21 protein-coding genes and 2 pseudogenes are annotated in these 25,733 nt (G+C 42.8%); 5 read left to right on the top strand and 18 right to left on the bottom strand.

The window, feature by feature from the left end; genetic code table 11:
* Positions 1-4: 4 nt before the first annotated feature.
* From purC to purH, 5 genes are read left to right on the top strand one after another with little or no spacing between them, the layout of a single operon-like run.
* Positions 5-721: a phosphoribosylaminoimidazolesuccinocarboxamide synthase gene (purC, locus tag KG007_RS10880; RefSeq protein WP_195458575.1), complete on the top strand. Its 717-nt coding sequence runs from the start codon at positions 5-7 to the stop codon at positions 719-721.
* A gap of 1 nt (position 722) precedes the next feature.
* Complete coding sequence (gene purF / locus KG007_RS10875; protein WP_195458574.1) at positions 723-2,141, top strand: amidophosphoribosyltransferase; 1,419 nt, start codon at positions 723-725, stop codon at positions 2,139-2,141.
* A 23-nt stretch (positions 2,142-2,164) separates the two neighbouring features.
* On the top strand, positions 2,165-3,190 hold the full coding sequence (gene purM, locus KG007_RS10870; protein WP_213348837.1) for a phosphoribosylformylglycinamidine cyclo-ligase: 1,026 nt from the start codon (positions 2,165-2,167) through the stop codon (positions 3,188-3,190).
* 3 nt (positions 3,191-3,193) lie between these two features.
* Positions 3,194-3,760: a phosphoribosylglycinamide formyltransferase gene (gene purN, locus KG007_RS10865; protein ID WP_195458572.1), complete on the top strand. Its 567-nt coding sequence runs from the start codon at positions 3,194-3,196 to the stop codon at positions 3,758-3,760.
* Positions 3,761-3,770: 10 nt separating this feature from the next.
* Positions 3,771-5,300, top strand: a complete 1,530-nt coding sequence (gene purH, locus KG007_RS10860; protein ID WP_213348835.1) for a bifunctional phosphoribosylaminoimidazolecarboxamide formyltransferase/IMP cyclohydrolase — start codon at positions 3,771-3,773, stop codon at positions 5,298-5,300.
* A 588-nt stretch (positions 5,301-5,888) separates the two neighbouring features.
* On the opposite strand, the gene KG007_RS10855 is transcribed toward purH, so the two are convergent.
* The 18 genes and pseudogenes from KG007_RS10855 to KG007_RS10775 form a co-directional block, all read right to left on the bottom strand.
* Positions 5,889-7,133 carry a DegT/DnrJ/EryC1/StrS family aminotransferase gene (locus tag KG007_RS10855; protein WP_213348833.1) on the bottom strand — a complete coding sequence of 415 codons (1,245 nt, stop codon included), beginning with the start codon at positions 7,131-7,133 and terminating at the stop codon, positions 5,889-5,891.
* 4 nt (positions 7,134-7,137) lie between these two features.
* On the bottom strand, positions 7,138-8,148 hold the full coding sequence (locus tag KG007_RS10850) for an ATP-grasp domain-containing protein (RefSeq protein ID WP_213348831.1): 1,011 nt from the start codon (positions 8,146-8,148) through the stop codon (positions 7,138-7,140).
* Between the two features lie 22 nt (positions 8,149-8,170).
* Positions 8,171-9,010, bottom strand: a pseudogene (locus KG007_RS13975) (1-aminocyclopropane-1-carboxylate deaminase/D-cysteine desulfhydrase); the annotation flags it as partial.
* A 141-nt stretch (positions 9,011-9,151) separates the two neighbouring features.
* A pseudogene (locus KG007_RS13970) lies at positions 9,152-9,715 on the bottom strand (sugar transferase); the annotation flags it as partial.
* Positions 9,716-9,723: 8 nt separating this feature from the next.
* Positions 9,724-10,929, bottom strand: a complete 1,206-nt coding sequence (locus KG007_RS10840; RefSeq protein ID WP_213348826.1) for a glycosyltransferase family 4 protein — start codon at positions 10,927-10,929, stop codon at positions 9,724-9,726.
* Between the two features lie 11 nt (positions 10,930-10,940).
* Positions 10,941-12,134: a non-hydrolyzing UDP-N-acetylglucosamine 2-epimerase gene (gene wecB / locus KG007_RS10835; protein ID WP_213348824.1), complete on the bottom strand. Its 1,194-nt coding sequence runs from the start codon at positions 12,132-12,134 to the stop codon at positions 10,941-10,943.
* A gap of 13 nt (positions 12,135-12,147) precedes the next feature.
* The gene (locus KG007_RS10830; protein WP_213348822.1) at positions 12,148-13,350 is read right to left on the bottom strand and encodes a polysaccharide biosynthesis C-terminal domain-containing protein; all 1,203 of its coding nucleotides are present in this window, start codon (positions 13,348-13,350) and stop codon (positions 12,148-12,150) included.
* 83 nt (positions 13,351-13,433) lie between these two features.
* The gene (locus KG007_RS10825) at positions 13,434-14,507 is read right to left on the bottom strand and encodes a polysaccharide biosynthesis protein (RefSeq protein WP_213348820.1); all 1,074 of its coding nucleotides are present in this window, start codon (positions 14,505-14,507) and stop codon (positions 13,434-13,436) included.
* Between the two features lie 497 nt (positions 14,508-15,004).
* A complete protein-coding gene (locus tag KG007_RS10820) occupies positions 15,005-16,231 on the bottom strand; it encodes a glycosyltransferase (protein WP_213348818.1) in 1,227 nt (408 codons plus the stop codon).
* A gap of 13 nt (positions 16,232-16,244) precedes the next feature.
* Positions 16,245-17,453, bottom strand: coding sequence for a glycosyltransferase family 4 protein (locus KG007_RS10815; protein ID WP_213348816.1), 1,209 nt, complete (start codon positions 17,451-17,453; stop codon positions 16,245-16,247).
* Positions 17,443-18,036, bottom strand: coding sequence for a hypothetical protein (locus KG007_RS10810; protein WP_213348814.1), 594 nt, complete (start codon positions 18,034-18,036; stop codon positions 17,443-17,445). The genes KG007_RS10815 and KG007_RS10810 overlap by 11 nt, the downstream gene beginning before the upstream one ends.
* A 466-nt stretch (positions 18,037-18,502) precedes the next feature.
* A complete protein-coding gene (locus KG007_RS10805) occupies positions 18,503-19,720 on the bottom strand; it encodes a polysaccharide pyruvyl transferase family protein (RefSeq protein WP_213348812.1) in 1,218 nt (405 codons plus the stop codon).
* A 38-nt stretch (positions 19,721-19,758) separates the two neighbouring features.
* Positions 19,759-20,934: an O-antigen ligase family protein gene (locus tag KG007_RS10800; RefSeq protein ID WP_213348810.1), complete on the bottom strand. Its 1,176-nt coding sequence runs from the start codon at positions 20,932-20,934 to the stop codon at positions 19,759-19,761.
* 4 nt (positions 20,935-20,938) lie between these two features.
* Positions 20,939-21,466 carry an acyltransferase gene (locus KG007_RS10795; RefSeq protein ID WP_213348808.1) on the bottom strand — a complete coding sequence of 176 codons (528 nt, stop codon included), beginning with the start codon at positions 21,464-21,466 and terminating at the stop codon, positions 20,939-20,941.
* 178 nt (positions 21,467-21,644) lie between these two features.
* A complete protein-coding gene (locus KG007_RS10790) occupies positions 21,645-22,193 on the bottom strand; it encodes an acyltransferase (RefSeq protein ID WP_213348806.1) in 549 nt (182 codons plus the stop codon).
* A 2-nt stretch (positions 22,194-22,195) separates the two neighbouring features.
* Positions 22,196-23,719 carry a lipopolysaccharide biosynthesis protein gene (locus tag KG007_RS10785; RefSeq protein ID WP_213348804.1) on the bottom strand — a complete coding sequence of 508 codons (1,524 nt, stop codon included), beginning with the start codon at positions 23,717-23,719 and terminating at the stop codon, positions 22,196-22,198.
* Positions 23,720-23,963: 244 nt separating this feature from the next.
* Complete coding sequence (locus KG007_RS10780) at positions 23,964-25,022, bottom strand: NAD-dependent epimerase/dehydratase family protein (protein ID WP_213348802.1); 1,059 nt, start codon at positions 25,020-25,022, stop codon at positions 23,964-23,966.
* 379 nt (positions 25,023-25,401) lie between these two features.
* Positions 25,402-25,733: UDP-glucose/GDP-mannose dehydrogenase family protein (locus KG007_RS10775; protein ID WP_249413323.1), on the bottom strand; the 332-nt coding region annotated here is incomplete at its 5' end.

The following is a 25,733-nucleotide window of genomic DNA, read 5'->3' as shown; positions in this document are numbered from 1 at the left end:
CAACATGAAACAGCTCGAAATGCTCTATGAGGGCAAGGCAAAACAGGTTTTCCGCACGGACGATCCCGATAAGATCATCATTCACTATAAGGATGCGGCTACGGCTTTCAACAACATCAAGAAGGCTACGATCGAGAACAAGGGAGTGCTGAACAACGCTATTTCGACCTTGATCTTCAAAGAGCTGCAGAAGGCCGGCGTGAAGACCCACTATATCGAGACCATCAACGACCGCGACCAGATCTGCCGCCGTGTCGAGATCATTCCGCTGGAGGTTATCGTACGCAACGTAATCGCCGGTTCGATGGCCCAGCGCCTCGGCATCGAGGAGGGTACGCAGCCTTCGAACGTCATCTTCGACATCTGCTACAAGAAGGACGAACTGGGCGATCCGCTGATCAACGACCACCACGCCGTGGCGCTCGGCGCCGCGACTTACGAGGAGCTCAACGAGATGTACGCCATGACGGCCAAAATCAACGAGGTGCTCAAGGAGATGTTCCTGAAGATGAACATCAAGCTCGTGGATTTCAAGATCGAGTTCGGCAGAACCTCGGACGGCGAAATCGTGCTGGCCGACGAGGTGTCGCCCGACACCTGCCGCCTGTGGGACGCTACGACCAACGAAAAACTCGACAAGGACCGTTTCCGCCGCGATCTGGGCAAGGTCCGCGAGGCTTACGAGGAGATTCTGGCACGCCTGAAGAAAATCGTCGAATAATATGATGGAAGTGATTAGCGACCGCGAGTTGCACGAGGAGTGCGGGGTGTTCGGCATCTATGGAGTGCCGGGCGCCGCGTCGCTGACCTACTACGGGCTGCATGCGTTGCAGCACCGCGGACAGGAGGGGGCCGGTATCGTCTCGGTGGACGACGACGGCACGTTCCGCCGCATCAAGGGCGGCGGACTGGTGACTGAAGTTTTCGACGAGGCGAAACTCGCCACGCTGAAGGGTTCCATGGCCATCGGGCATGTGCGTTATACCACGGCCGGGGGCGGCGGCATCGAGAATGTGCAGCCTTTCCTTTTCCGTCACAATACAGGCGATTTTGCGCTGGCGCATAACGGCAACATCGTCAATTCGGCCTTGCTGCGCCGCCACCTCGAAAACAAGGGCAGCCTGTTCCAGTCGACCTCCGACAGCGAGATCCTGGCCCACCTGATCAAAAAGGAGACGCGCTACCATGACCGGCCGCGCATCTTCGCGATCATCGACGCGCTGAACATGCTCGAAGGCGCTTTTGCCTTCCTGATCATGACGGCCAACCGCATCTATGCCTGCCGCGACAAATACGGACTGCGTCCGTTGTCGATCGGAAAGCTGGGCGACGGTTATGTCGTTTCGAGCGAGACCTGTGCATTCGATGTGCTGGGTGCGGAGTTCGTGCGCGATGTCGAGCCGGGCGAGATCGTCACGATCGACAAACAGGGCATCCGCAGCCGCGACTACTCGATGTACAAGCGCTGCCAGATGTGCTCGATGGAGTACATCTATTTCGCACGCCCGGACAGCGACATCGACGGCTGCAACGTCCATGCCTACCGCAAGGAGTCGGGACGCCTGCTCTACAAGGAGGCGCCCGCCGAAGCGGACATCGTGGTCGGTGTTCCCGATTCGAGCCTCAGCGCCGCGATGGGTTACGCCGAGGCGAGCGGACTGCCTTATGAAATGGGACTGATCAAGAACAAATACATCGGTCGCACCTTCATCCAGCCCTCGCAGGAACTGCGCGAAAAGGGTGTGCGGATGAAACTCTCGGCCGTACGTTCGATCGTTCGGGGCAAGCGCGTGGTGCTGGTCGACGACTCGATCGTGCGCGGCACGACTTCGCGGCGTATCGTCACGATGCTCAAGGAGGCGGGAGCTACCGAGGTGCATGTGCGCATCGCCAGCCCTCCGATGACCAATCCCTGCTTTTACGGAGTGGATACCTCGACGCGGGAAGAACTGATTTCGGCGCGCAAGGACCTCAGGGGCGTGTGCGAGGAGATCGGCGCCGATTCGCTGGTGTTCCTTTCGCCGGAGTCGCTGCTCGAGGCGGGCAACCGCAAGGAGCTTTGCATGGCCTGCTTCACGGGAGTTTATCCCACGATGCTGTACCAGTCGCCCGACGAGGCCAACAAAGACGTTAAATGTTAGAAAACCTTAAACCATAAATTACTATGGCTCAAAGTTATGAAAAAGCCGGCGTGAACCTCGAAGCCGGATACGAAGTGGTGCGGCGCATCAAAAAACACGTTGCGTCGACCTCGCGTCTGGGCGTAATGGGCAACATCGGCGCTTTCGGCGGAATGTTCGACCTCTCGGCCCTTCGGGTGAAGGAACCGATCCTCGTGAGCGGAACCGACGGCGTGGGAACCAAACTCAAGCTGGCCTTCGAGATGGACAAGCACGACACAATCGGTATCGACGCCGTGGCCATGTGCGTCAACGACGTGCTGGCGCAGGGCGCAGAACCGCTGGTGTTCCTCGACTATGTGGCTGTGGGGCGCAACGAACCCCAGAAGATCGAAGCCATCGTTGCGGGTGTCGCCGACGGCTGCCGCCAGGCCGGCTGTGCACTGGTGGGCGGCGAGACCGCCGAGATGCCGGGCATGTATGCCGAAGGCGAATACGACATCGCCGGATTTACGGTCGGCGTCGTGGAGAAATCGCAGTTGATCGACGGATCGAAGGTCAAGGCGGGCGACGTACTGGTGGGTATCGCGTCGAGCGGTGTGCATTCCAACGGTTTCAGCCTCGTGCGCAAGATCGTTGCGGACAACTGCCTGAATCTGCGCGAGTCCTATCCCGAATTGTCGAACAAACTGTTGGGCGAAGTGTTGTTGGCGCCGACCAAAATCTACGTGAAGCAGGTGCTGGAAGTGGTTCGCAACTGCGACGTACACGGCATCAGCCACATCACAGGCGGCGGTTTCGACGAAAACATCCCCCGCATCCTGCACGACGGCCAGGGCCTCGAAATCGAGGAGGGTTCGTGGGAGATACTGCCCGTGTTCCACTTCCTGGAAAAGTACGGCAAGGTGGCCCACCGCGAGATGTTCAACATCTTCAACATGGGTATCGGTATGGTCATCGCCCTCGATGAAAAGGAGGCGCAGAAGGCCATCGACATCCTCACGGCACAGGGCGAGAAGGCTACGGTCATCGGACGTGTAACGGACACCGAGGGTGTTGTAATCCGCTGACCGATGCATCGGTTAGCAGTCTTCGCCAGCGGCAGCGGTACGAATTTCGAAGCTATCGTCACGGCCTGCGAGCAGGGCGTGCTCAATGCCGAGGTCGTGCTGATGGTCTGTGACAAACCCGGCGCGAAGGTGGTCGAAAGGGCTGCCGGGCACGGGGTCGAGGCGTTTGTTTTCGCTCCGAAGCAGTATGCTTCGAAAGCCGATTACGAACGGGAGATCGTCGCGCGGCTCGATGCCGCGGGCGTGGAACTGGTCTGCCTGGCGGGATATATGCGTATCGCGGGCGACGTACTGCTGGGGGCTTACGGAGGGCGGATCATCAACATCCATCCCTCGTTGCTGCCGGCTTTCCGCGGGGCGCACGCCATCGAGCAGGCGCTGGAATACGGCGTCAAGGTTTTCGGCGTGACGATCCACTATGTGGATGCCGAACTGGACGGCGGGCGTATCATCTCCCAGCGGGCTTTTCCCTACGAGGGCAATGACATCGAAGAACTGGAGCCGATGATTCATGCGGTGGAGTATCCGCTTTATATTGAAACGATTGACAAATTATTAAAACAGAAATAGGTATTAGCATATGCGCGCTTTAATTAGTGTAAGTGACAAAACCGGTGTCGTGGAGTTCGCCAAAGGGCTGCGCGCCTTGGGCTGGGAGGTGATCGCCACGGGCGGTACGATGAAACTGCTTTCGGACAGCGGTGTCGAGGTGATCAATATCAGCGACGTTACGGGATTCCCCGAAATCTGTGACGGCCGTGTGAAGACCCTGCATCCCAATGTGCACGGGGGCCTGCTGGCCCGCCGCGACGACCCCGAACACCTGAAGGCTCTGAAAGAGAACAAGATCGAATTTATCGACATGGTCTGTGTGAACCTCTATCCGTTCCGCCAGACGATCGCAAAGCCCGATGTGAAGATGGAGGATGCTATCGAGAACATCGACATCGGCGGACCTTCGATGCTGCGTTCGGCCGCCAAGAACTGGGCGGACGTGACGGTCGTGTGCGATCCCGCGGATTATGCGCAGATCCTCGGCGAGATCAAAGCCGGCGGCAATACCGAAAAAGCTACGCGTCTCCGGCTTTCGGCCAAGGCTTATACGCATACCGCCGAATACGATTCGATGATCGCGACTTACATGCGCGCACAGGCCGGGCTGAACGAAAAACTGTTCCTTGAATTCGACCTCGTGCAGTCGCTGCGCTACGGCGAGAATCCCCACCAGGGGGCCAAGTTCTACCGCGAGGAAAAAGAGGTCCCCTATTCGCTGGCTTTCGCCAAGCAGTTGAACGGCAAAGAGTTGTCGTATAATAATATCCAGGATGCCAATGCTGCGCTGTGCATCGTGCGCGAGTTCGACAAACCGTTCTGCGTGGGCCTCAAACACATGAATCCCTGCGGCGCCGCCGTGGGCAAGGACGTTGTCGAGGCGTGGACCAAGGCCTACGAGGCCGATAAGGTCTCGATCTTCGGCGGTATCGTGGCTACGAACTGCACGGTGACACGCGAGGCCGCCGAGCTGATGAAGCCGATCTTCCTCGAAATCATCATGGCTCCGAAATTCGACGAAGGCGCATTGGAAGTGCTCTGCACGAAAAAGAACCTGCGCCTGCTCGAAGTCTGCATGGACAAGGGCGCTGTCGACCCCAAACAGTATGTGAGCGTCAACGGCGGCCTCTTGGTGCAGGACCTCGACGTGGCTACGAAGCCCGTTACGGCCGACCTGTGCGTCACGAAGGCCAAGCCCGCTCCCGAGCAGATGGAGGATCTCAATTTCGGCTGGCACATCGTCAAACACGTGAAGTCGAACGCCATCGTGGCGGTGAAGGACGGCCGGACGCTGGGCGTCGGCGCCGGGCAGATGAACCGCATCGGTTCGGCCGAGATCGCTTTGAAGCAGGCCCATGCCGCTGGCGTCACCGAGGGTCTCGTTCTGGCGTCGGACGGGTTCTTCCCCTTCGACGACTGCGTGACGCTGGCCGCTGAATACGGCGTGACGGCAATCGTGCAGCCCGGTGGATCGGTTCGTGACGAAGACTCGATCAAAAAGGCCGATGAAAAAGGTATCGCCATGGTATTCACGGGCGAACGCCATTTCAAACACTGATTTTCGATTCTCGCAGACTCCTTTCACCTTACTTTGCCCGGTCCGAACGTGAGATAGATTGCTATGTCCGTCCGGGCCGGGCTTTTTTGAAGCAAAATATGCTTTGTGATAATCAAGAATTTGGTTGAAAATCGGATTCTTTAGCCAAGTGTCACCAGAGGTGGCACGAGAGCAGTTCGAAATACGAACGTTAAAAAACGGAACGGTTTGCTTACAAACGCTGGCCGACTGGTGAGGTAAGTTTTACTTTACAGAGTTGCCATAGTCGAAGCGACGCGTATTTTTGCGTCGCAAACCGCGAATAGTTGCCCGTTTTAGAACGGATGAGGAACGATCCCTGCTGAAAACGACTTGCATTTGTTGTCACCCAAAGGAAGCGTTTTTGATAGTACCATTATTCTAAAAGTTAAAGCCGATAGGATTATTCCCATCGGCTTTATTATCCATAAACTTAAAGAAGTTATTGGAGAAAATGTAAAGTATATGCATACATAAATTTCTATATTATCTTCGTTTCGTGATTATTCTTTACACACCATTGTGGCACAAAGATGAATGATAGAAAATACCCAAACTGCACGGAATATATTATATGATATTTGCTTTGATTTGCTCAACAATATACTTGACATCATCATCTGTTACATAAGGACCTGCCGGCAGACACATGCCGACTTTGAAAATAGACTCTGATACGCCATTCACATAAGCTGGTGCATTCTTGTACACAGGTTGCTTATGCATAGGTTTCCATACGGGACGAGCTTCGATACCTGCAGTATCAAGTGCTATCCGCATAGCCTCAATATTGGCATTAGGTTCGCAATCGGTATGAACACCACCACCTGTATGAATAACTCCGGCGGTGCCGCCGACAGCATTGGTAATAGCAACTGCGTATGCCTTCTCTTGTCCTTTTACCTTTAGGTTTTCGTCAATGGTTATCGTGCAGAGCCAATAGTTGCTATCGAATTTTCCGGACGGGGCTTTATTGACAGTTATGCCGGGAACATCAGCCAACAAATCCTCATAAAGCGCTTGTACATGCTTGTGGTGATCAATGTGCTGTTGGACGACAGTCATTTGACCACGACCAATACCTGCACAGATATTTGATATACGATAATTGTAACCGATAACCTCATGTTGATAATATGGATAAGCTTCACGCGCTTGGGTAGCGTACCACATGATAGTGTTCTTATCATCCGGATTTGAGCAAATGAGGGCTCCGCCACCGGAGGTAGTAATCATCTTATTGCCATTGAAGGACAAAACTCCATACTTGCCAAATGTACCAAGTACTTTGCCATCATATTTCGAACCGAAGCCCTCGGCAGCATCTTCGATTACGGGAATGTCATAACGATTGGCTATCTCCATTATCTCGTCAATTTTGTAAGGCATGCCGTAAAGTGCTACGGGAACGATAGCTTTAGGCTTCTTGCCGGTCTTGACAATACGTTCCTTGATAGCCTTTTCAAGCAGTTGTGGATCCATATTCCAAGTATCCTTTTCAGAATCAATGAATACGGGCGTCGCTCTAAGATAAGTAATAGGGTGCGATGAAGCGCAGAACGTAAAGCTCTGTACGATTACCTCATCGCCAGATCCTACTCCGCAAGCCAGCAAAGCCAAATGCACGGCGGCAGTGCCGGATGCGAGTGCGACAACCTCTTTGTTGCCGCTAACGAATTGTTTCAATTCCTCCTCGAAAGCATTGACATTCGGACCCAAGGGAACTACCCAGTTTGTATCGAATGCCTCCTTGATAAATTGTTGCTCCTTGCCCGACATATGAGCCAGGCAGAGGTAAATACGATTTCTACTCATATATTTAGAGACTGATCTCCATTAAATAGTCATTCTTTGAAAACATTTTCCCATATATAGGTTGCAGAATTGCAGGATCAACATTATTACCCTTAACCCACTCTATTATTGCCTTTGGCATATTCACGCCAGCCTCATAGGAGAATGGAAAACCACCTCCAAAACGAGGGTTTAATTCCAGCACACAATAATCACCATTAGCTCGTTGCATTATATCTACATCGAGATTACCGATATGCTTAAGGTTTTCACCCACTTTCTTACCAATTTCTCTAACTTCTGAAAGATTTACGGTCATTGCCTTATCGGTTTCACCTGCACGCATTGCAAGTTTTTGTTTCACAGATACAGCTACATTATTACCCTCAAGATCATTCATTACATCGAGACCGAATTCTGAACCTATAAGTTTTTCCTGAATCATAATATACTCATTACCCACTGACGCCGTAGCAAGAATTGTCTTTTTAATCTTCTTCATTAAGAGATTGTAATAAATATCTAACTCGTCTATATCAGCGATGGTCTCCAATCCTATAGAACCAGAGCCCCAACGAGGTTTCATGAAGATAGGGAATGATATTTCGCCTTTAGCGAGAGCTTCTTTTGCATCTGCAAGGCAAACATATGTTTTTGGAGATGATAATCCAAGGGCCTCAATCCACTGAGCTGTCTTGTATTTGTCAAAGCAGATGTCAATCACTTCCGGGCTTGAAACAATTACCTTCACGCCGAGTTCTTCAAATTCCGCTTTTCGCTCAGCCAAGATGGGCAGTTCAAGGTCATTTAGAGAAATCAGAACATCCACGTTGTATTCCCGGCAGATGTTCAGTGTTCGACTCACATAGTCGGGAGCGTAGACTGCGGGAACCTGCACCTTGATGTCAGCCACCTGCAATGCCGGCGCAGACAGTTGCATATCAGTTGCTAAAATTTTATCTCCAGCAGACAGATTCTCCTTGAAATACTTCAATAGGTAAGTGCGACGTCCGGCGCACGTAAAAAGGATGTTCATATGAGTCTGTTTTATTGTTGTGTTATTTTTGGATATTCATTAATCCTCCAGTATGCCAGAACAAGATATTATCTTTAATACCGTTGCGTTTCACGTAGTCGTACATGCCGTAGAAAGCCTTGCCCGAATAAGTTGTATCGAAGATAATGCCCGTCTCCTGCATCGCATAATCCAAGAAATCCTTCATCTCGGGAGAGAACTGTTCATAGCCTCCGAAAAGGTAGTCTGTCACAAAGTGAACCCTGTCTGTAAAGTCCGCATTGATTCCTTGGTGCTCTGCCAATTTGTTGGCAAATTCCGTCACCACCTGTTTGCCTCTTTCCTGCTGACGCGCCACAGAGATGCCGATCACTTTAACATCGCCCCAGCCAACCGATTCCAAGCCCACTAAAATGCCGGCTTGTGTAGAACCTGTGCCTGAAGCGTGAAAAATGTAGTCGGGCTTGTAGTTATATAGTTTTCCATAAGCATACATTTGCTGAATGGCTTTCATGTAGGCTCTGCCACCCGACATATCATGACCACCGCCTGTAACATAATATGGCTTCAGCCCTTCTTTTTTGTAAGCTGCCATTGCATTGTTCATCGCTTCCGAGATGCAACTTGCTTCCACAAATTCCTTCGTGGCTTTGGTGCAGCGCACTAACAGCGCATTGCCGTTCTCTGCATTGAAGCGTTCCTCCGTGCCGTGATAAACCAAATGACACTTCCAACCGTTCTTCGCTGCAAGCAGAGCCATTGCACGGTTGTGATTGCTCTGAATGCCACCTGTGGTCACAATGGCGTTATAGTCGAGTTCCTTCAGTTCCTTTTCGTATTCCACGGCCTTGCGTCCTTTATTGCCGCCGCCGACAGACGGGAAAAGGTCATCGCGAACAAGTTTGATAGGCAAATCTTCTATAATGATGTTTTGTATGATTATTGGAGCGTTGCTATTTTTTAAATTATAGATCATTACCTCTTTCCGACGAATATCATCTAAATCGGGAGTAGTTACCACTAGAGCAATATCCTTCTGGGTAACTACATTCATAATGGTCTTATAGACAATCTTTAGGTCAAGCATAAAGGAGCAATGTTCCACATACCATGCATCGCACTCCAATCTATCATCCCAACGTAAATTGTTCCTTCCGTTCACTTGCGCCCAACCAGTTATTCCGGGTCTTACGGTATGTCGTAATTGTTCCCTCTGCGTGTAATAGGGAAAATATTTTACCAACAATGGTCTCGGCCCGATTAATGCCATATCGCCTTTCAAGACATTGATGAGCTGAGGGAGTTCGTCAATGCTTGTGGCGCGTACAAACTTCCCTACTGTGGTAATTCTTTCACTATCCGGCAGCAAATTTCCTTCTGCATCACATTCATCCGTCATGCTCTTGAACTTGATGACCTTAAATATTTTACCATCTTTGCCGGGACGTTCTTGGAAGAAAAATGCGCCAGATTTTTTATTGGCGAAATGAAGCCAGATTGTAATAATTAGTAGAATTGGCCAAATAAAAGCAAGTGTGCAAAATGCTATTATAAAATCGAGTAGGCGTTTGACGAAATATTTGTACATAATGAATGCTATTTTTCAAAATGAGACATTATGGTATTTGATGTATAATCTATGGTATAATTCTCTGTTAGGAATTTATAACCACGATTGCCCATTTCAACTCGAATTGCTTGATTAGCAAGGATTGAATCCAGTTTCTTATCAAATTCCTCAATATTACCACTCTCAGTCCAAAGACCATATCCGTTAGTTTCGGCTATTGTGCCTATATCCGTATTTGCATCCGTAGCCATCATTATTGGAATCTTGTTTTCTAAATAGGAAAGCAGTCGGGAAGGATAGTTGGGAATAGTAAAACGTCTATCAAGGAAAATTAATCCCACATCAGCGGAACGCATTAAGCAATCATATTCCGGTTTTGGTAATGTTTTGATTAATTTGGCATTACAAGGTTTATTCTGCGTAAACCAATTTTTTAAACGATTAAATTCTGTTCCATTACCTGCAATCAAAAAGAAAGCATTGCTTCTTTTCTCATTACTATTGATAGTATCAATTAAGAAATCAATTCCCTGCGGTTTGCCAAGATTTCCGCCGTAAATACAAATGTTCTTGTCAGTCGGTATTCCGTACTTATTTTTGATTTCCGTTGCATCCACAGATGCAGTTTTATTAGATAGCTCCACGCTATTTGGACAAACCTCAACATATGCAGGATTAACTGAAGGGTTATGTTTTAAGACATATTCCACATTGGCCGGAGACATACATCCGATATAGTCAGACAACGCATAGAGTTTACGTTCCTTTGCTCTGAATAACTTATATATTAAGCTTGATTTTGAAAACATTCCTAAGTCCACTGCATTCTGCGGAAAGATGTCCTTTAAAAGCAGATAAGTCATGGCATTATACTTATTCTTAGCCCATCCGATTATTTTATTAAAGGTGATTGGAGGAGTAGAATAAAGGACCAAATCAAAATGAATATCCTTCAAATGACGCCGAATAGCTGTCATATATTGTTGTTCCAACAATATTGTACCTATTCCTTTCTCGACAACATTCGTTTTTTGAATATTAAGAGTTTTAACGCCAAGAATATGAGCACCGACCGACTCAAAGAGTTCCGTTTTACGCTTCATGCGACGTTCAAAAGGAACCACGATATATACGTTATGTCCGTCCTTAATAAACTTTCTCATTAAGTCGGAATATATGCCCCGCTGATTCAAATCATGTAAACAAGACAATGTCAAAAAAAGGATATTCATTTAAAGCAACATTAAAGTTCCTTCCTCCAGACCATTTTATTAACTACTCCGGTATAACTCTGAATGAGTTTCACAACCTTAGTGCTGACATTCTCATCGGTATAGTTAGGGACGGGGATGCCATGGGCGTTGTCATTGTTGAGGTCTACAGCTGTGTCTACTGCCTGCAAGAGGGATTTTTCGTCAATGCCTGCGAGTACAAAGCAGGCTTTGTCGAGAGCCTCGGGGCGTTCGGTTGAGGTGCGAATACAGACGGCAGGGAAAGGATGACCGACACTGATGAAGAACGAACTCTCCTCAGGCAATGTACCGCTGTCTGAGATTACAGTATATGCATTCATTTGCAAACAGTTGTAGTCGTGAAAACCAAGAGGTTCGTGTTGGATAACTCGTCTGTCAAGTTGAAAACCGCTTGATGCCAAACGTTTGCGGCTTCTCGGGTGGCAGCTATAAAGAATAGGCATGTCGTATTTCCCTGCCATGGCATTGATGGCGTTAAACAGCGAAAGAAAGTTCTTTTCGCAGTCTATGTTCTCTTCGCGGTGTGCTGAAAGAAGAATATACTTGCCTTTTTTCAATCCAAGACGGTCATGGATGTCGCTTGCCTCAATCTCTGCAAGGTTGGCGTGTAATACTTCTGCCATCGGTGAACCTGTAACATAGGTGCGTTCTTTGGGCAGTCCGCATTCTTCCAGATAGCGGCGGGCATGCTCACTATAAGCAAGGTTTACATCTGATATGATGTCCACGATACGACGGTTTGTTTCCTCTGGTAGACACTCGTCCTTGCAACGATTGCCAGCTTCCATATGGAAAATTGGAATATGGAGACGCTTTGCCGCAATGGCGCTCAGACAAGAGTTGGTATCGCCTAAAATAAGCAGTGCATCGGGCTTAATCTGGGTCATCAACTTATATGAGCAATTTATGATATTACCTACAGTTGCGCCCAAATCATCGCCCATAGCATCCATATACACTTCGGGGGTGCCAAGTTTGAGATCTTTGAAGAACACTCCGTTTAGGTTGTAGTCGTAGTTCTGACCTGTGTGCGCGAGAATAGTATCGAAATACTTGCGACATTTGGTTATCACTGCCGCAAGGCGTATAATCTCAGGACGTGTGCCAACGATTATAAGAAGTTTCAATTTACCGTTATCGGCAAACTTTACATCCGAGTGATTGGTTTTTATTTTTGTATCCATTTTTATCTCAGTTTTATTTTACCGGTTCAAAGAATGTATCAGGATGATTAGGGTTAAAGCATTCGTTGCAGTACATCACTGTTACGAGGTTTTCGGTTTCGCTGAGGTTGATGATATTGTGAGTATATCCAGGAAGCGTGTGTACGGCCTCTATCCTCTCGCCGCTGACCTCAAAGTTGAGAACCTCATTTGTACCCACCTTGCGTTGCTGTATCAAACCCTTGCCTGCAACCACTATGAAGAACTCCCATTTTGTGTTGTGCCAATGTTGTCCTTTCGTAATTCCGGGCTTTGAGATATTAATGCTTACCTGTCCCTTGTCTAAGGTTTTCACAAGTTCAGCAAAACAGCCTCGATCATCCACATGCATCTTCAATGGGAAAATTACCTTCTCTTTGGGGAGATATGATAAATAGGTTGAATAGAGTTTCTTTGCAAATGAGTTTGCAGGAATGCTCGGAATAAGCAATGTCTGTGGCTGGCTTATAAAATCGTCCAATAGGTCAATGATTTCGCCCAGTGTAACCTTATGAGTAATCGGCACGGCACAGTAGCGTCCGTCCGCTGTCAGTATGGTATCCACTCCGTCAAATTCGCAGTGATGCTCATTGCCGGTAAGTGCGGCTATCATCTCATCTACAAGGTCATCAATATAGAGAAGTTCAAGTTGTGTAGAGCGGTCATTAACTTGTATGGGTAAATCATTGGCTATATTGTTGCAGAATGTTGCAACTGCCGAATTGTAGTTTGGTCTGCACCATTTGCCGAAAAGGTTAGGGAAACGATAGACAAGTACTTTTGCTCCGCTCTCTTTTCCATAGTCGAAGAAAAGTTCCTCGCCAGCTTTCTTGCTCTTACCGTAATCGCTCTCGGCATATCTGCCGACAAGCGTTGCTTGAATAGAGGAAGAAATCATCACGGGGCAAGTGTTGCCGTGCTTCTTCAAAAAGGCAAGCAGTGTTGAAGCAAATCCAAAGTTGCCTTGCATAAACTCTTCCGGATTCTGAGGACGATTTACGCCTGCAAGGTTGAAAACAAAATCGGCTTCGCGACAATAGCGATCCAATTCATCTGTTGTCGAATCGATGTCGTATTCAAATACCTCGAATACTGTTACATCGCCATAAAATTTTGCCTTGCCATCTTTTATGTTACACAACTGCGCAACAAGATTACGACCGACAAAACCTTTGGCTCCGGTTACAAGTATTTTCATTATGTTTATTTTCTAATATTTTGCAGAAATAAAGAAGATGTTTCAGCAGAGCATAAGACTCTATGCATGAATAAAAGAATGGTCTATTCGCTTCGTATCTCTTTAGACTTTGCACGTGGTTCTAGTCCGAGGTCTTCGCGTACAAAGCGCAAGCGTAAAAGTTGTTCCTTCATACCCTCAACATCAAGGCGGTGTGTATTGTGCGAATGGTAGTCCTCAATTCGAGATACATCCTCATTTCCTTCAATAAAAAACTTGTCGTAATTCAGATCACGGTTATCGCAGGGGATTCGATAATAGTTACCCATATCGATAGCTTTTGCCATCTCTTCGCGTGTTACGAGCGTTTCATAAAGCTTTTCGCCGTGACGTGTGCCGATAACTTTTACCTCGGTGTCCCCATACTTGGGGTCTATCTTCGAATAGATCTGTTTCAAAGCCTCTGCGAGAGTGGAAAGTGTTGCAGCCGGAGCTTTCTGTACAAAGAGGTCTCCGTTGTGTCCGTGCGTGAATGCATAGATTACAAGGTCTACTGCATCGTCCAAAGTCATCATAAAGCGCGTCATGTTGGGGTCTGTGATAGTGATGGGCCTGCCTTCCATCATTTGCTCCACCCAGAGAGGAATTACGGAACCGCGCGATGCCATAACGTTGCCATAACGAGTGCAGCAAATAGTGGTTTGTGAGTCTTCGCTGAGTTCACGTCCTTTGGCAATGGCCACCTTTTCCATCAATGCCTTGGAGATCCCCATGGCGTTGATAGGATATGCGGCTTTGTCGGTGGAGAGTACCACTATGTTCTTTACCCCGTGCTCAATTGCTGATGTCAAAACATTGCTAGTACCTATTACGTTGGTCATTGTTGCCTCCATTGGGAAGAACTCACATGAAGGCACTTGCTTCAATGCTGCTGCTGCGAAAACATAGTCTACACCACGCATCGCGACATCTACGGATGTTTTCTTACGCACGTTACCGATGTAGAACTTTACTTTTGGATTCTGCAACGCATGACGCATATCGTCTTGCTTCTTCTCATCACGCGAAAAAATACGAATCTCTTTGATGTCGCTGTCAAGGAAGCGACGAAGCACTGCGTTTCCAAACGAGCCAGTACCACCTGTTATCAACAGGACTTTGTCTTTAAAAACTGACATAGTATTTTTATTATTTAATTATCAATTCATTGCTGTCTGGATAAATATTCTTTTTTTTTTGATTGGGTTTAAACTGCTTGATTTGCAATTAATTGTAAGTGTAATGGAGTTTCCGATTAGAACTCATAGTTATGCAATTAGGCATATAGGGTCTATCAAGCGAGCTATGAACAAAGGGGAAATATTATGTAGATCTTGATATTTAAGGCTAAGTAACTGTATAAGGGACAGAAACTTATACTTGGCCTCGACGAAATGTCTATGCTTTTGACAGCAGTGCCATAGAGTTACTTTAATCTTAACAATGACTTCTTTGTAACAAGAGCGGAGGATATGGTCTATGAAGATATTGAAACGAGAGAGGTTGATAGCTCTGCCGGGCTTATTTCTGACAAGAGAGTCTTAAGTGGATTGCTCCATTTGCGTTCAAGAAGTTCTCAGATTGGTTTATATCGCAGTGCACTGCTATGGTGAATTTTCTCGGGACGATAATGTTGTCAATTATCAGATCTGAAATTGTTATCTATTACCTGAATTAGAAATTGCTTTATAGTTTTGAAGTGAGTGTCATAATTACTATACACCTCAAGGCGTTTCTGCATCTTTGATTTTAAATCTTCTTGTAAAGTCTTGTTGCCTACCAATTTTGCGATTTGCATGGCTGCATCCTTTGCCTTTTTGGGTTCATAATAGAGACAGCTATTTGCAAGAACTTCGGTGTTAAACTCGAAATGTGTTGCAACGATAGGTAGATTGAAGAACATGGCTTCTACCGTACTTGCTGAGAACACCTCAAGCAGTGTTGGTAAGAAGCAAAATTGGCAATGCTTATACACCTCCGCTAGTTCTTTCTGAGAGACACGACCATGGTTCACCCAGTTGGCCGCCAGTTCCTCTTTCTCAATCTTTTTTTTTATCGTAAATAACAAGGTGCTAACAGGAATTGTAGTATGAAATCTCACATTGTCCATACCCAAATTCTTCAGTTCTTTAAGCACTTCTGGTATAATGTCAAAATTTTTGTGGGGAGTTGCATTGCCAATACATGCCACATCTATCCAATTACTATCAACAGGATAGGGTGTTTTGTCTATAGTTTTGAATATCGCAGGTAGCACATTATTCACCACCTTTACATTCTTTTCAGGCACACCAGTTACTCTCATTATTCCAGCTTTGCATGTTTCAGTTTGAGTAATGAAGTGATGAACAGCCTTCATCATTCTTCTTTGGTTTAGTCCGTAGAGGTAATAGCATATTTTATTCTTTAGTGACAACGTGCTCCATGAGTATTTGTTTGGATGTGTTACCCACGGATTCGTAAAACGCATCACCTCGATTGCTTTGAATTTGAAATATGATGGAGCTGATATAGAGTATACTAGGTCTGCCTGTATTTTTTTCTCAAGTTCGCGTAATTTCTTTTTTACCATCATATAAGAATGCTTGAAATCAGGCTGCGTTGGGAACGAGAAGTAATGTTGTCCAAGTAGATCTTTAAACTTATCTCCAAGTATATCATCCAAATCCTTCGAAACGAAGTAATACCACTCCACATCCGGATTTTCCAATGTCTTCAACATGAAATTATACGCTATCTGAAATGTACCACCAGCATATTTTTTTGTTGATATGGTGTTTACGATTATTTTTTTGATATGAGGAGTTATCGGCATCATACTGTCATCATTCTTCATTTCAGCCAGTTCGCGCACTGCTTTCATAACATATTTTTTATTACAACGTGTCAAAGAAAGAGATCAACGTATTTCTATAATTTCCCCAAGTAAGGTTTGTCAAACTTTGTTGTGATTCCTTCCCTTTTTTCGTCAATTCATTTCGATGCTCTAAACTCCAACATAATATGTTTCTTAAAGCATCCGTATCATCAGGCGGAATAATCCATCCACAATCTTTAACAACATCTCTAATACCTGAATTTTGTGAGCAAACAACAGGGACACCATAAGCCATAGCTTCAGCAGCTGCGAAACCAAAACCATCTGATAAAGACAGGAAAAGGAACAAATCTGAAGAGGTTAATATTTTTCCGATATTATCAAACCCTAAATATCCGTGCAATATACAGTTAGATGGGATTTCTATGTAACTATTGTCGAAATTACCGATAAGGTTAAAAGTTATATTAGAATATTCTTTGGCGATTCTAAAGATATAATGACATCCTTTTTGTTGAGAAACATTACCTACATATGTGCAGGTAAAATTGCCATTAGGTCGTTTTTCTAAACTCTTTGGTTGCATAACACCATAAGGAACAATGATTATTTGGCCTTCATTAATACCATTTATAAGCAGTGTGTCCTTTGTATAGGTAGAGGCTACTACAAAATAATCATATGTTCTCAATTCTTTCTCACAATTTTCAAGACACATCTTCGCTTTTGGCCCTTGAAGGAAATGTTTTAAAACGAATGACTGCTCTAGATGTTTGTTTACATCCTTTAAGTACGAATCATACATAGCTTTATAACAAGGTGCAGACATATCTAAAACAAGCTTGACCCCTCTCTCTTTTAAGGTTTTATAATAATCTCCACTCAAAGTATCGAAACTAAATAATATGTCAAAGTCTTGTTCGTGGCATATTTTAGCACACTTTTTATTAAAAGTATGTAACAATTTTTTTCTTATGAAGAAGGTAACAGAAGTTGGCAAAAATAATGAGATAATTGACAAAATGAGCATTCTGAGTTCACAGACCAAAATTACCTTATCATCATCAAGACCTTCAACCTTATGTTTAAGAAATTTTCTTTTTATACCAGATGGAGCAATAGAAGAGAATAAAGACGAAAGCGAATGCTCCTTTAAATATACAGCGGTTATGTACTTATGTAAATATCCTGCATCTTGTAATGCCTTTGCCGTTTGTAAAGAGTGTTGCCTATCTGGATGAATTATGATTACTTTTTTATTTCCCATAAGACGAGATACAATTAAGTTGTTGCAATATTACATCGTCTGAATAATCGGATTTAATTTTTGAAAACTCATCATCTGCAACATATTCTATATTAGAGGCTAAGAGCATTAAGTCATCTATTGCTTTAAAACTCTTAACGACCGAAGGGTATTTAAACGCATAATGAGTCAGTGTATTATTGCCAAGTATAAAAACCAACTTTTTATAGCATAGAGCCTCGAATAAAAGTGCACTGGTCCTATAATTATAGATAGGTCCATAAGGTAATAAAATCACATCCGATGTACTAAAGATTTTTTTATAAGAGGAACCGTCTAACGTCTTATTGTAAACCTCCAGTCTGTCGTTGTTAAACGATACAGAGGAACTTCGAATCACTATTTTAACTCCATTTGGAATCTTTTGGTATTCAGTTATCAGTTGACTAATAAAGTTTGGGCAATTTCCCCCAGAGGGAGCAAAAATTGTAAGGATATCACGTTGTTTTTTTTGCTCTACAGTTATAATTGGTAAAGGATGATAAACTACAGAAACATTGCTTATCCCATATCTTGATAGTTTTTCTTTGATGAAAGGTTCCATAACGCACACATTTGCTCTACAAGACAATAGATACTTGTAATAAAACCTTATAGAGCGAGATGTGGTTACCTTGCATATTCCATGGTCGACAAATGAGAACGGCGATGTTGTTATCAAGGAAGCTATAGAAATGCTCAATGGCTCAGCAGAACTGAAGAAAATGATATCATATGATTTTATGATTTTACGATATGTAGATAAGATCCATTTGAATAAGTTGATTCTCCACAAAACACCAATAAAAAACCTTGAAGAAATCTTAGACGCAATTATATCGCGAAACAGACGTTCATTCAGGTCATAACAGTTATTATAATAATTGTTATTGATTCTTTGGCGCAAATCTTTTCTCATGCACACATCCACTTGATAAGAACGAGATAGTATTCTTAGAATACCTTCATTGTAGTTCTTATGGCCAGATGGGGATAATATATCTATATATAACACTTTTTTCATACACACCCTATCTGAATGATGCGAGAATAGCTTTCATCATTTCCAAATATGCGTTGTATTGTCGTTCTGTGAATACTTTACATTGTTCTACATCAAAAGTTCCAATTTTCTTATACACCTCATTGGGAGTCGGACGTTGTTGAAACAGACCAGTAGATGTGGCGCGGTATTCTAACAGATTAGCGCGAGACAAAATGTCATATATTTTACTGCTGGATTGAACACAAATAGAATTTAATATTTTAGTTCCATATTGATCAAAACTGAAAAATGGAACCTGATTGTGAAGACAAACAACGATAGGATGCATGTTTCTGCCTACAAAACCTGAAGAATATTTTATAAGACAATACCAATCGATTGGAGATAAAGGGATATCTATCTTTTTAATACCAGGCATATCAAAGGTCCCGTTGGGGAATGGAAACATATACGGTTCTGTGCCATCTTGCTTTACAAGTGTAGCAAAATCTCGAACCCATTTTGTATATTCTTTATCTCCTTTGAAAAAGGATATTAAGAAATATTTCTCAGGGAGATTAAATTTTTTTAAGATAGTCTCCCTATCATGAAGAAGTTTGCCTGCATTATTATTCAATGCAAAAACAGGGTCAGGTGTAATACGTATAGATTCATATACAGGATTTAGGTGAACAAACATTTTTTTTGTCCACGAATCTCTAACAGATATAAAATTGAATTTAGAGCATGCATCTCTCATTAATCTCCTTGTCTTGCCTACTATATAATGATAAGGCGAATTTTGACAAGAAACTGACATGTATGCCATAGGTATTTTCTTCTTTAAGTAAGGCAAAAAGTCTCCCCAAAAGAAATTAGGAAAGAGCCGATCTTCTGTAAATTTATGGAACGATATCACTCGTCTTGTCGGGAAAGCTATTCGTGTAATGAATGGATGATGTTGAACTACGGCGTCACTTCCTATTATTATCGCTTCTATGCCTTCCTTTTCTATCACACGTGCCATATCTTCTTTTGAGACACATATTTCTGAAAGAGGATAGTAATTATCTGCAAAAACTTTATGCTCTATATATTGACTGTTCGGTATGGATTTCTTATAGTCAGCAACTAACGTGTTATTTGTCCAATTGACAATAATCGGCGTATGCCCAGCCTTCTTTATATATTCAATAGTAGACATCGTTTGAATATTAGCACCAAAATTTGATGCAAAATGGTGAGTAATAATGCCTATTTTCATTCTAATTCTTAATTTATATTAATTAAGTCTATATCTCGTTACTTTATGAAAACTGTACTGTTCTGCTGTGAGTTAATACCATCTAAATATCCTAGAATTGCTGTCAAGACGAAACAATACGGATAAATCACAACATGACTTACCATAGAAAAAACCGCAAATATGGAGTATAAGAAGATGGCCACGGATAGATAATCGTTGCCGGCCCTATGCATTCTAAGAATTTTCTTTATAAACGCAACATGGAGGGATATAAACAAGATAAGTCCGATTAATCCATAGTCATATAAAATTTCTAAAAAATCATTATGGGCAGTCATTCCCTCTGATGTTGTTTTGGCTACAGCATCATATCCATTTCCAACAATCAAAGCTAAAACATTGGACTCAATATAATTTTCAAGAACATCTTTGTAAATGTTAGATCGGCCAGAAGTTATATCTGCAGTATCAAATCTATTAAGAGTCCTATTGCTTATTTGTATATTATTAAATGCGAACACAACCATAAGCGTTGTTGCTGCGATATAAAATAAATACTTAGTTTTCTTTTGGGCAAACAATATATACGCAATAAGCCCCAAAGCCAGCGCTACGACGCCTCCACGTTTCCCACTTAATAAAACAGCATATGAAACTATGAGAAAAGAAACAATGCTAATGGGTTTCTTATTCAAAAATAGTATAATTGGGAATGCTATAACAATGTAATATACAACATTGATGTTTCTATCTAAAAGTAAAATATTCGAATATAATTGATTAAAGTAATCTACTACCACGGAGATGAAAAAGAATGCAAACAGAATATTCAAAATTCTTTTATCTACCTTACTTTTAGACAAAATATAAAATGAAAAAAATGAAAAAATGGGTAGCATCAATAATCCAACCCTCGTTGTTATAGTTGTAATGGATGAATTATAAAACAATAAATAGAAAAAAGCTATAATGGATATATATATAAAAAAGCTCAATACAGATCTACCTACTGGTGTCAAACCCAAATATTTCCTTCCATAAATACAAATGCCAAGCATTAGAAAAATTAAACATATGGATAAGGTTCTTGAAGACATTTGCGCGCTAAGATTATCATCGTAAAACATCCACATATTATACATCGCATAAGACATATATCTTGTCATCAACACTATCAAAATAACAGATAATATTGTCAACACACTATTGGATTTATGGATGATTTGATTCATGTATTTACTTGTTAAAGGAGGCGTAATTAATCACGTCATTTTCAAAGTCGCGCATAACTTCTTGGCGTATAATTCTTAGCGGGACCCCCCCCCATAATGTATAAGGCTCAAAATTCTTTTGAGTAATTACACTCTTAGCTGCAAAAATGCAATGGGAAGGGGTGGATACATTATGTAGAATTAAACATTGAGTCGTTATCCAATTATATGCTCCAAATTCAATTTTACCATATGATTTAGCATATTCCTTTTTCTCTTTATCACATATTGGATGAAGATTAGAATCCATGATCGTGTTGTCCCATCCAAAACTTACCGACTCATTAAAAATAATAGCATAAGATGAGTGCAATTTAAATGTAGTTGTCGCATGGAAATGATTACCAAATTCAACATACCCTGTAGGCATAACTACTATATGAGAATTGTTCCCAATAGCACATGGACCTTTGAATATGATATGCCCTTTGTTATACCAAGTAATTCCGCTATTAGGATAACAATTCCCTTGAAGGAAACCTAATCTTATCATACCTGGGTATATTTTATTACTCTGAATAGTTATCTTACCCCTTAAGCAATTGAAATGTGGCTTATATAATAAAATGGGCAGTTTTATTGCTATTTTAAGCGGGAAGTACCATAGATTAAAAAATATGGATGGTATTAATGTGTGTACTATTGATATTTTGAAAAGCTTCATTGATTTATTATATCAGGTGATTTGATGACAGGCTTGAAGCGTATGAGTAGTTCTTTTCTTCACGCGTTCCTATAACTTTAGCTGGAATTCCACCTACAATAGTGTATGGAGGGACAGATTTTGTAACGACAGCACCTGATGCTACAACGGATCCCTTACCTACAATGACACCAGGCAGTATTATACTGCGACTACATATCCATGCAAAATCTTCGATTACGACTGGACCTCCCACCGTTTTAAAATTGATATCATTATAATCATGGTGCATTGTCCAAATTATAGCTTCATATGCAATCGTAACGCTTTTACCTATATTAATTCCATTGCGAGCATCCAGCAAGACCTTTGGCCCGATAGAACTGCCCCCCCCCACATGTAGTCCATGAGGGTTACGAATATGAAAACCACTAAACAAGGCGTAATCTTCGGGCAAATCGCAGCCTATAAGTTTTAACCCCCAGTGACGTATGTGACGGGAGGGGGTATGTGATAAAATCGAATTTACGAAGAACCAACCAAGGGATGATTTCCATTTCGATAAAAAAGCAGCCATGATTATATAAATTTAGATACTTTTGACTTTATGCTGGAGAGTAGGAAACTACGTTCTGATTTAGACAGACTTATTGCATAAATTGAAAGAGCTGATGAAAGTAAAGCCACAATAATGGTAATTATGAATCCATTCCAACTATCTAAAATCGAATGTACCCAATAAGTAATCGGCGCAGAAAGTACGATTGAATACAGACAAGGTAATATTGCCTCTTTGAGATAAGTCGTTGTTCTAAACTCAATACATTTTTTAATGTAGAATAACCTAAATAGATATGCGACAAATGATATCAGTAGACCAATAAGAAAGACAATGCTAGGTAATGCTGTTAACCGAAGGACTACTAGAGATACAGGGATATCAAGCAGAATAATCGTACTAACTATAATTTGATACCGACGAACAAAACCAGTAGCACCAATTGCGGTCCAAAGAGGTGCAGATATTGCTTCAAAGAAAGCTGATATAATTATTAGTTGAGTAAATACAACTGCGTATTCTGGAACATTTACCAACCATAGATTTAATATTTCGTTACAACAAACCACAATTGGAAGAGCTAACATATACATCAACAAGAACGAATATTTAGTAGCCCTATTAATTAACAGCAATAGGTTGTTTGTATCTTGTGTCGCATATAATTTTACTATCTGTGGATTGAACGCCGTTTGCAAACTATTCACGAATTGCATAATTGCTCCTCTAACTTGATTAGCAATACCTACAGCGGCATTTACTGCAACATTAAAGAAGATGTTCAACACAATATTTATACCTTGCTTGGAACCCATCATTGCGAGTCCTCCGAACATATACCATCCACTAAATGACATCAACTCTTTAAATTTTGCCTTGTCTACTATTTGATGATATCTGCAGGTTGCATATTTTCTGCGACAATATGTTCTATAAGTAATCCATGAAGTTATAGATAAAAGCAAGAGCAATAAAGAGTAGATGATTAATTTATCATTTGTACAAAACAATAACAAATAAGCTATACCTAATTTTAAAGTTGATTCTATTATGGAAAATAAAGCATAAAATGACATATTTTCATATGCAATTACACTAGCATTATATGGAACTCTAACTATATCAATAAATAATGTTACTGCTGAAATATGATATACCCATTTTGCTGCAGGCATTTTTTCTAAAGGAATATTTAATTGCGTATATACAATCCATAACCCTATAGTCTCCACAAATAATAAAACTATCAGAGCTATAGTATAATGAGCTTGCAAACTAATGCAAAATATATGCAACGTTTCTTTTTTATCATTAAGCCCAAGGTGATAGTTGAGGTATCGTTGAGTTGAGGTTGTCATTGAATTATTTAAGAATGTAAATAATACAACAACTCCACCAACAATATTGTAAATGCCATAGTCTTCAATACCTATTGCATTCAAGAGTATTCGAGATGTATATAAAGAAAGAATTAAAGTAAAAAACAATCTTACATACAAAATAATAGTATTGCGAGCGATCCTTAAATTAAATTCACTGGGCATTTCCTAAGGTTTAATCACTATAAATTGATGGTAATATTCTTATTCCCAACTTGGAAGTAACCATTTGCCACATCCATCCAAACTCTATATCCTCTTCGACGAGGTGATCTCCAGATTGTACTTCAATAAAACGAGATACTTCATAAATCTTTAGGCTTTTCTTCAACAACTGGTACTACATAACCAAACTTAGATGATGGATAAGTGGGTTTATTCTCATTAATGTTAGATTCTAAGAATGATTTTATAGATAAAATTTTTTATACCACTCAGCAAACTTCCTCAATCCATCCCTTAATGGAGTTGAAGGTTGAAAACCCATATCCTTTTTTAATGCTGAAGTATCTGCAAATGTAACAGGTACATCTCCCGCCTGCATTGGTATGAGTTTTTTATGCGCCTCAAAGTCATAATCGGCAGGAAGCACATCTGCTCTAATAAGCTCTTCTTGAAGAACCTGTATAAAGTCAAGTAAGTTTTCAGGATTACCGTTGCCGATGTTGTAAATCTTGTATGGCGGTATGGGCAACCCATCCTCACCGATAGATTTTTCAGGTACTTTGCGCATCACACGAAGAACGCCTTCAACAATATCATCAACGTACGTAAAATCGCGCTTACAGTTGCCATAGTTGAAAATCTCAATTATCTCGCCTTTAATGAGTTTGTTCGTGAATCCGAAGTATGCCATGTCGGGACGTCCAGCCGGACCATAGACAGTGAAAAATCTTAATCCAGTGGATGGAATATTGTAGAGTTTCGAATAGGCATGCGCCATCAACTCGTTCGACTTCTTGGTTGCGGCATAGAGCGACACGGGGTTGTCCACCTTGTCATCTGTACTATAAGGTACTTTTTCATTTGAGCCGTATACAGATGAACTTGATGCATAGACCAAATGCTGAACACCGTTAGCTCCATTGTCATAGGAATGGCGGCATGCTTCCAAGATATTGTAGAATCCAATAAGATTCGATTCGATATATGCTCCAGGATTGGTTATCGAGTAACGGACACCGGCTTGCGCCGCAAGGTTTACAACCACATCGGGCTGAAATTCTGTAAAGAGAGTATCAATCAACTCCTTGTCGGCGATGTTGCCTCTGACAAACTTCCATGTGCATTCGGGATGTTCGGCAGTCGACTTCTCTATCTCTGCCAAACGGAACTCTTTGATGCTCACGTTGTAGTAGTCGTTTACGCTATCTATTCCAAGAATCTCTACCTTGGGCTCGTCCTTCAAGATGCGCAACACAAGGTTTGCTCCGATAAATCCGGCAGCACCGGTAACTATAACTTTCATAGCTTAATCCCTTTGGGAAATCTCACGAATGTAAATTTTCTCAGCAGCATCGCTCAACGATGTGTTGTAGCGGTTGGCTATGATGGCATCCGCTTGTGTCATAAATATTTTTTGTCGTTTATGATTTCGCTGCCGAAGAAAACAGCTGCGTTCTCAAGTGTCGGTCACATATAATTCTTGTAATTCTTGCGCCCTTTGTTTTAACGCGCCTTATCACGCCCTGTATTGATGATTGGAGAAAGTAGTCCGAGTTGGATATCGAAAAGCGCGTTTAGTATTAGCCGCGATAATAACAGTGGAAATCAATATATCCCAAGCTCATAAAACATGCTTTCATATGATAAATATCATACTTAAACAATTCGGATAATATTTAAAATTATTTTCCGATTGCTGAATAGATGAATCCTTCAGCAAGAACCTCTTCTTTGTCGTAGATGTTGCGCCCGTCAATAATGATCTTGTCTGCCATGGCCTTCTTCAGCACCGAGAAACTCGGCATCCGGAATTCCTTCCATTCGGTGACCAGCAGCAGCGTATTGGCATCGACCGCGGCATCGTACATATCGTTGCAGTAAATTACCTTGTTTCCGATACGGCGTTTGCACTCCGGCATCGAAATCGGGTCGTAGACTTTCACCGCGCAGCCGGCTGCGACCAATTTGTCGATCAGCACCAGCGCCGGGGCTTCGCGCATGTCGTCCGTTTCGG

It is taken from the genome of Alistipes montrealensis (assembly GCF_018362775.1).
GTDB lineage: Bacteria > Bacteroidota > Bacteroidia > Bacteroidales > Rikenellaceae > Alistipes > Alistipes montrealensis.
Note: the sequence above shows the minus strand (reverse complement) of the source record. Positions and strands in the feature narration are given on the sequence as shown.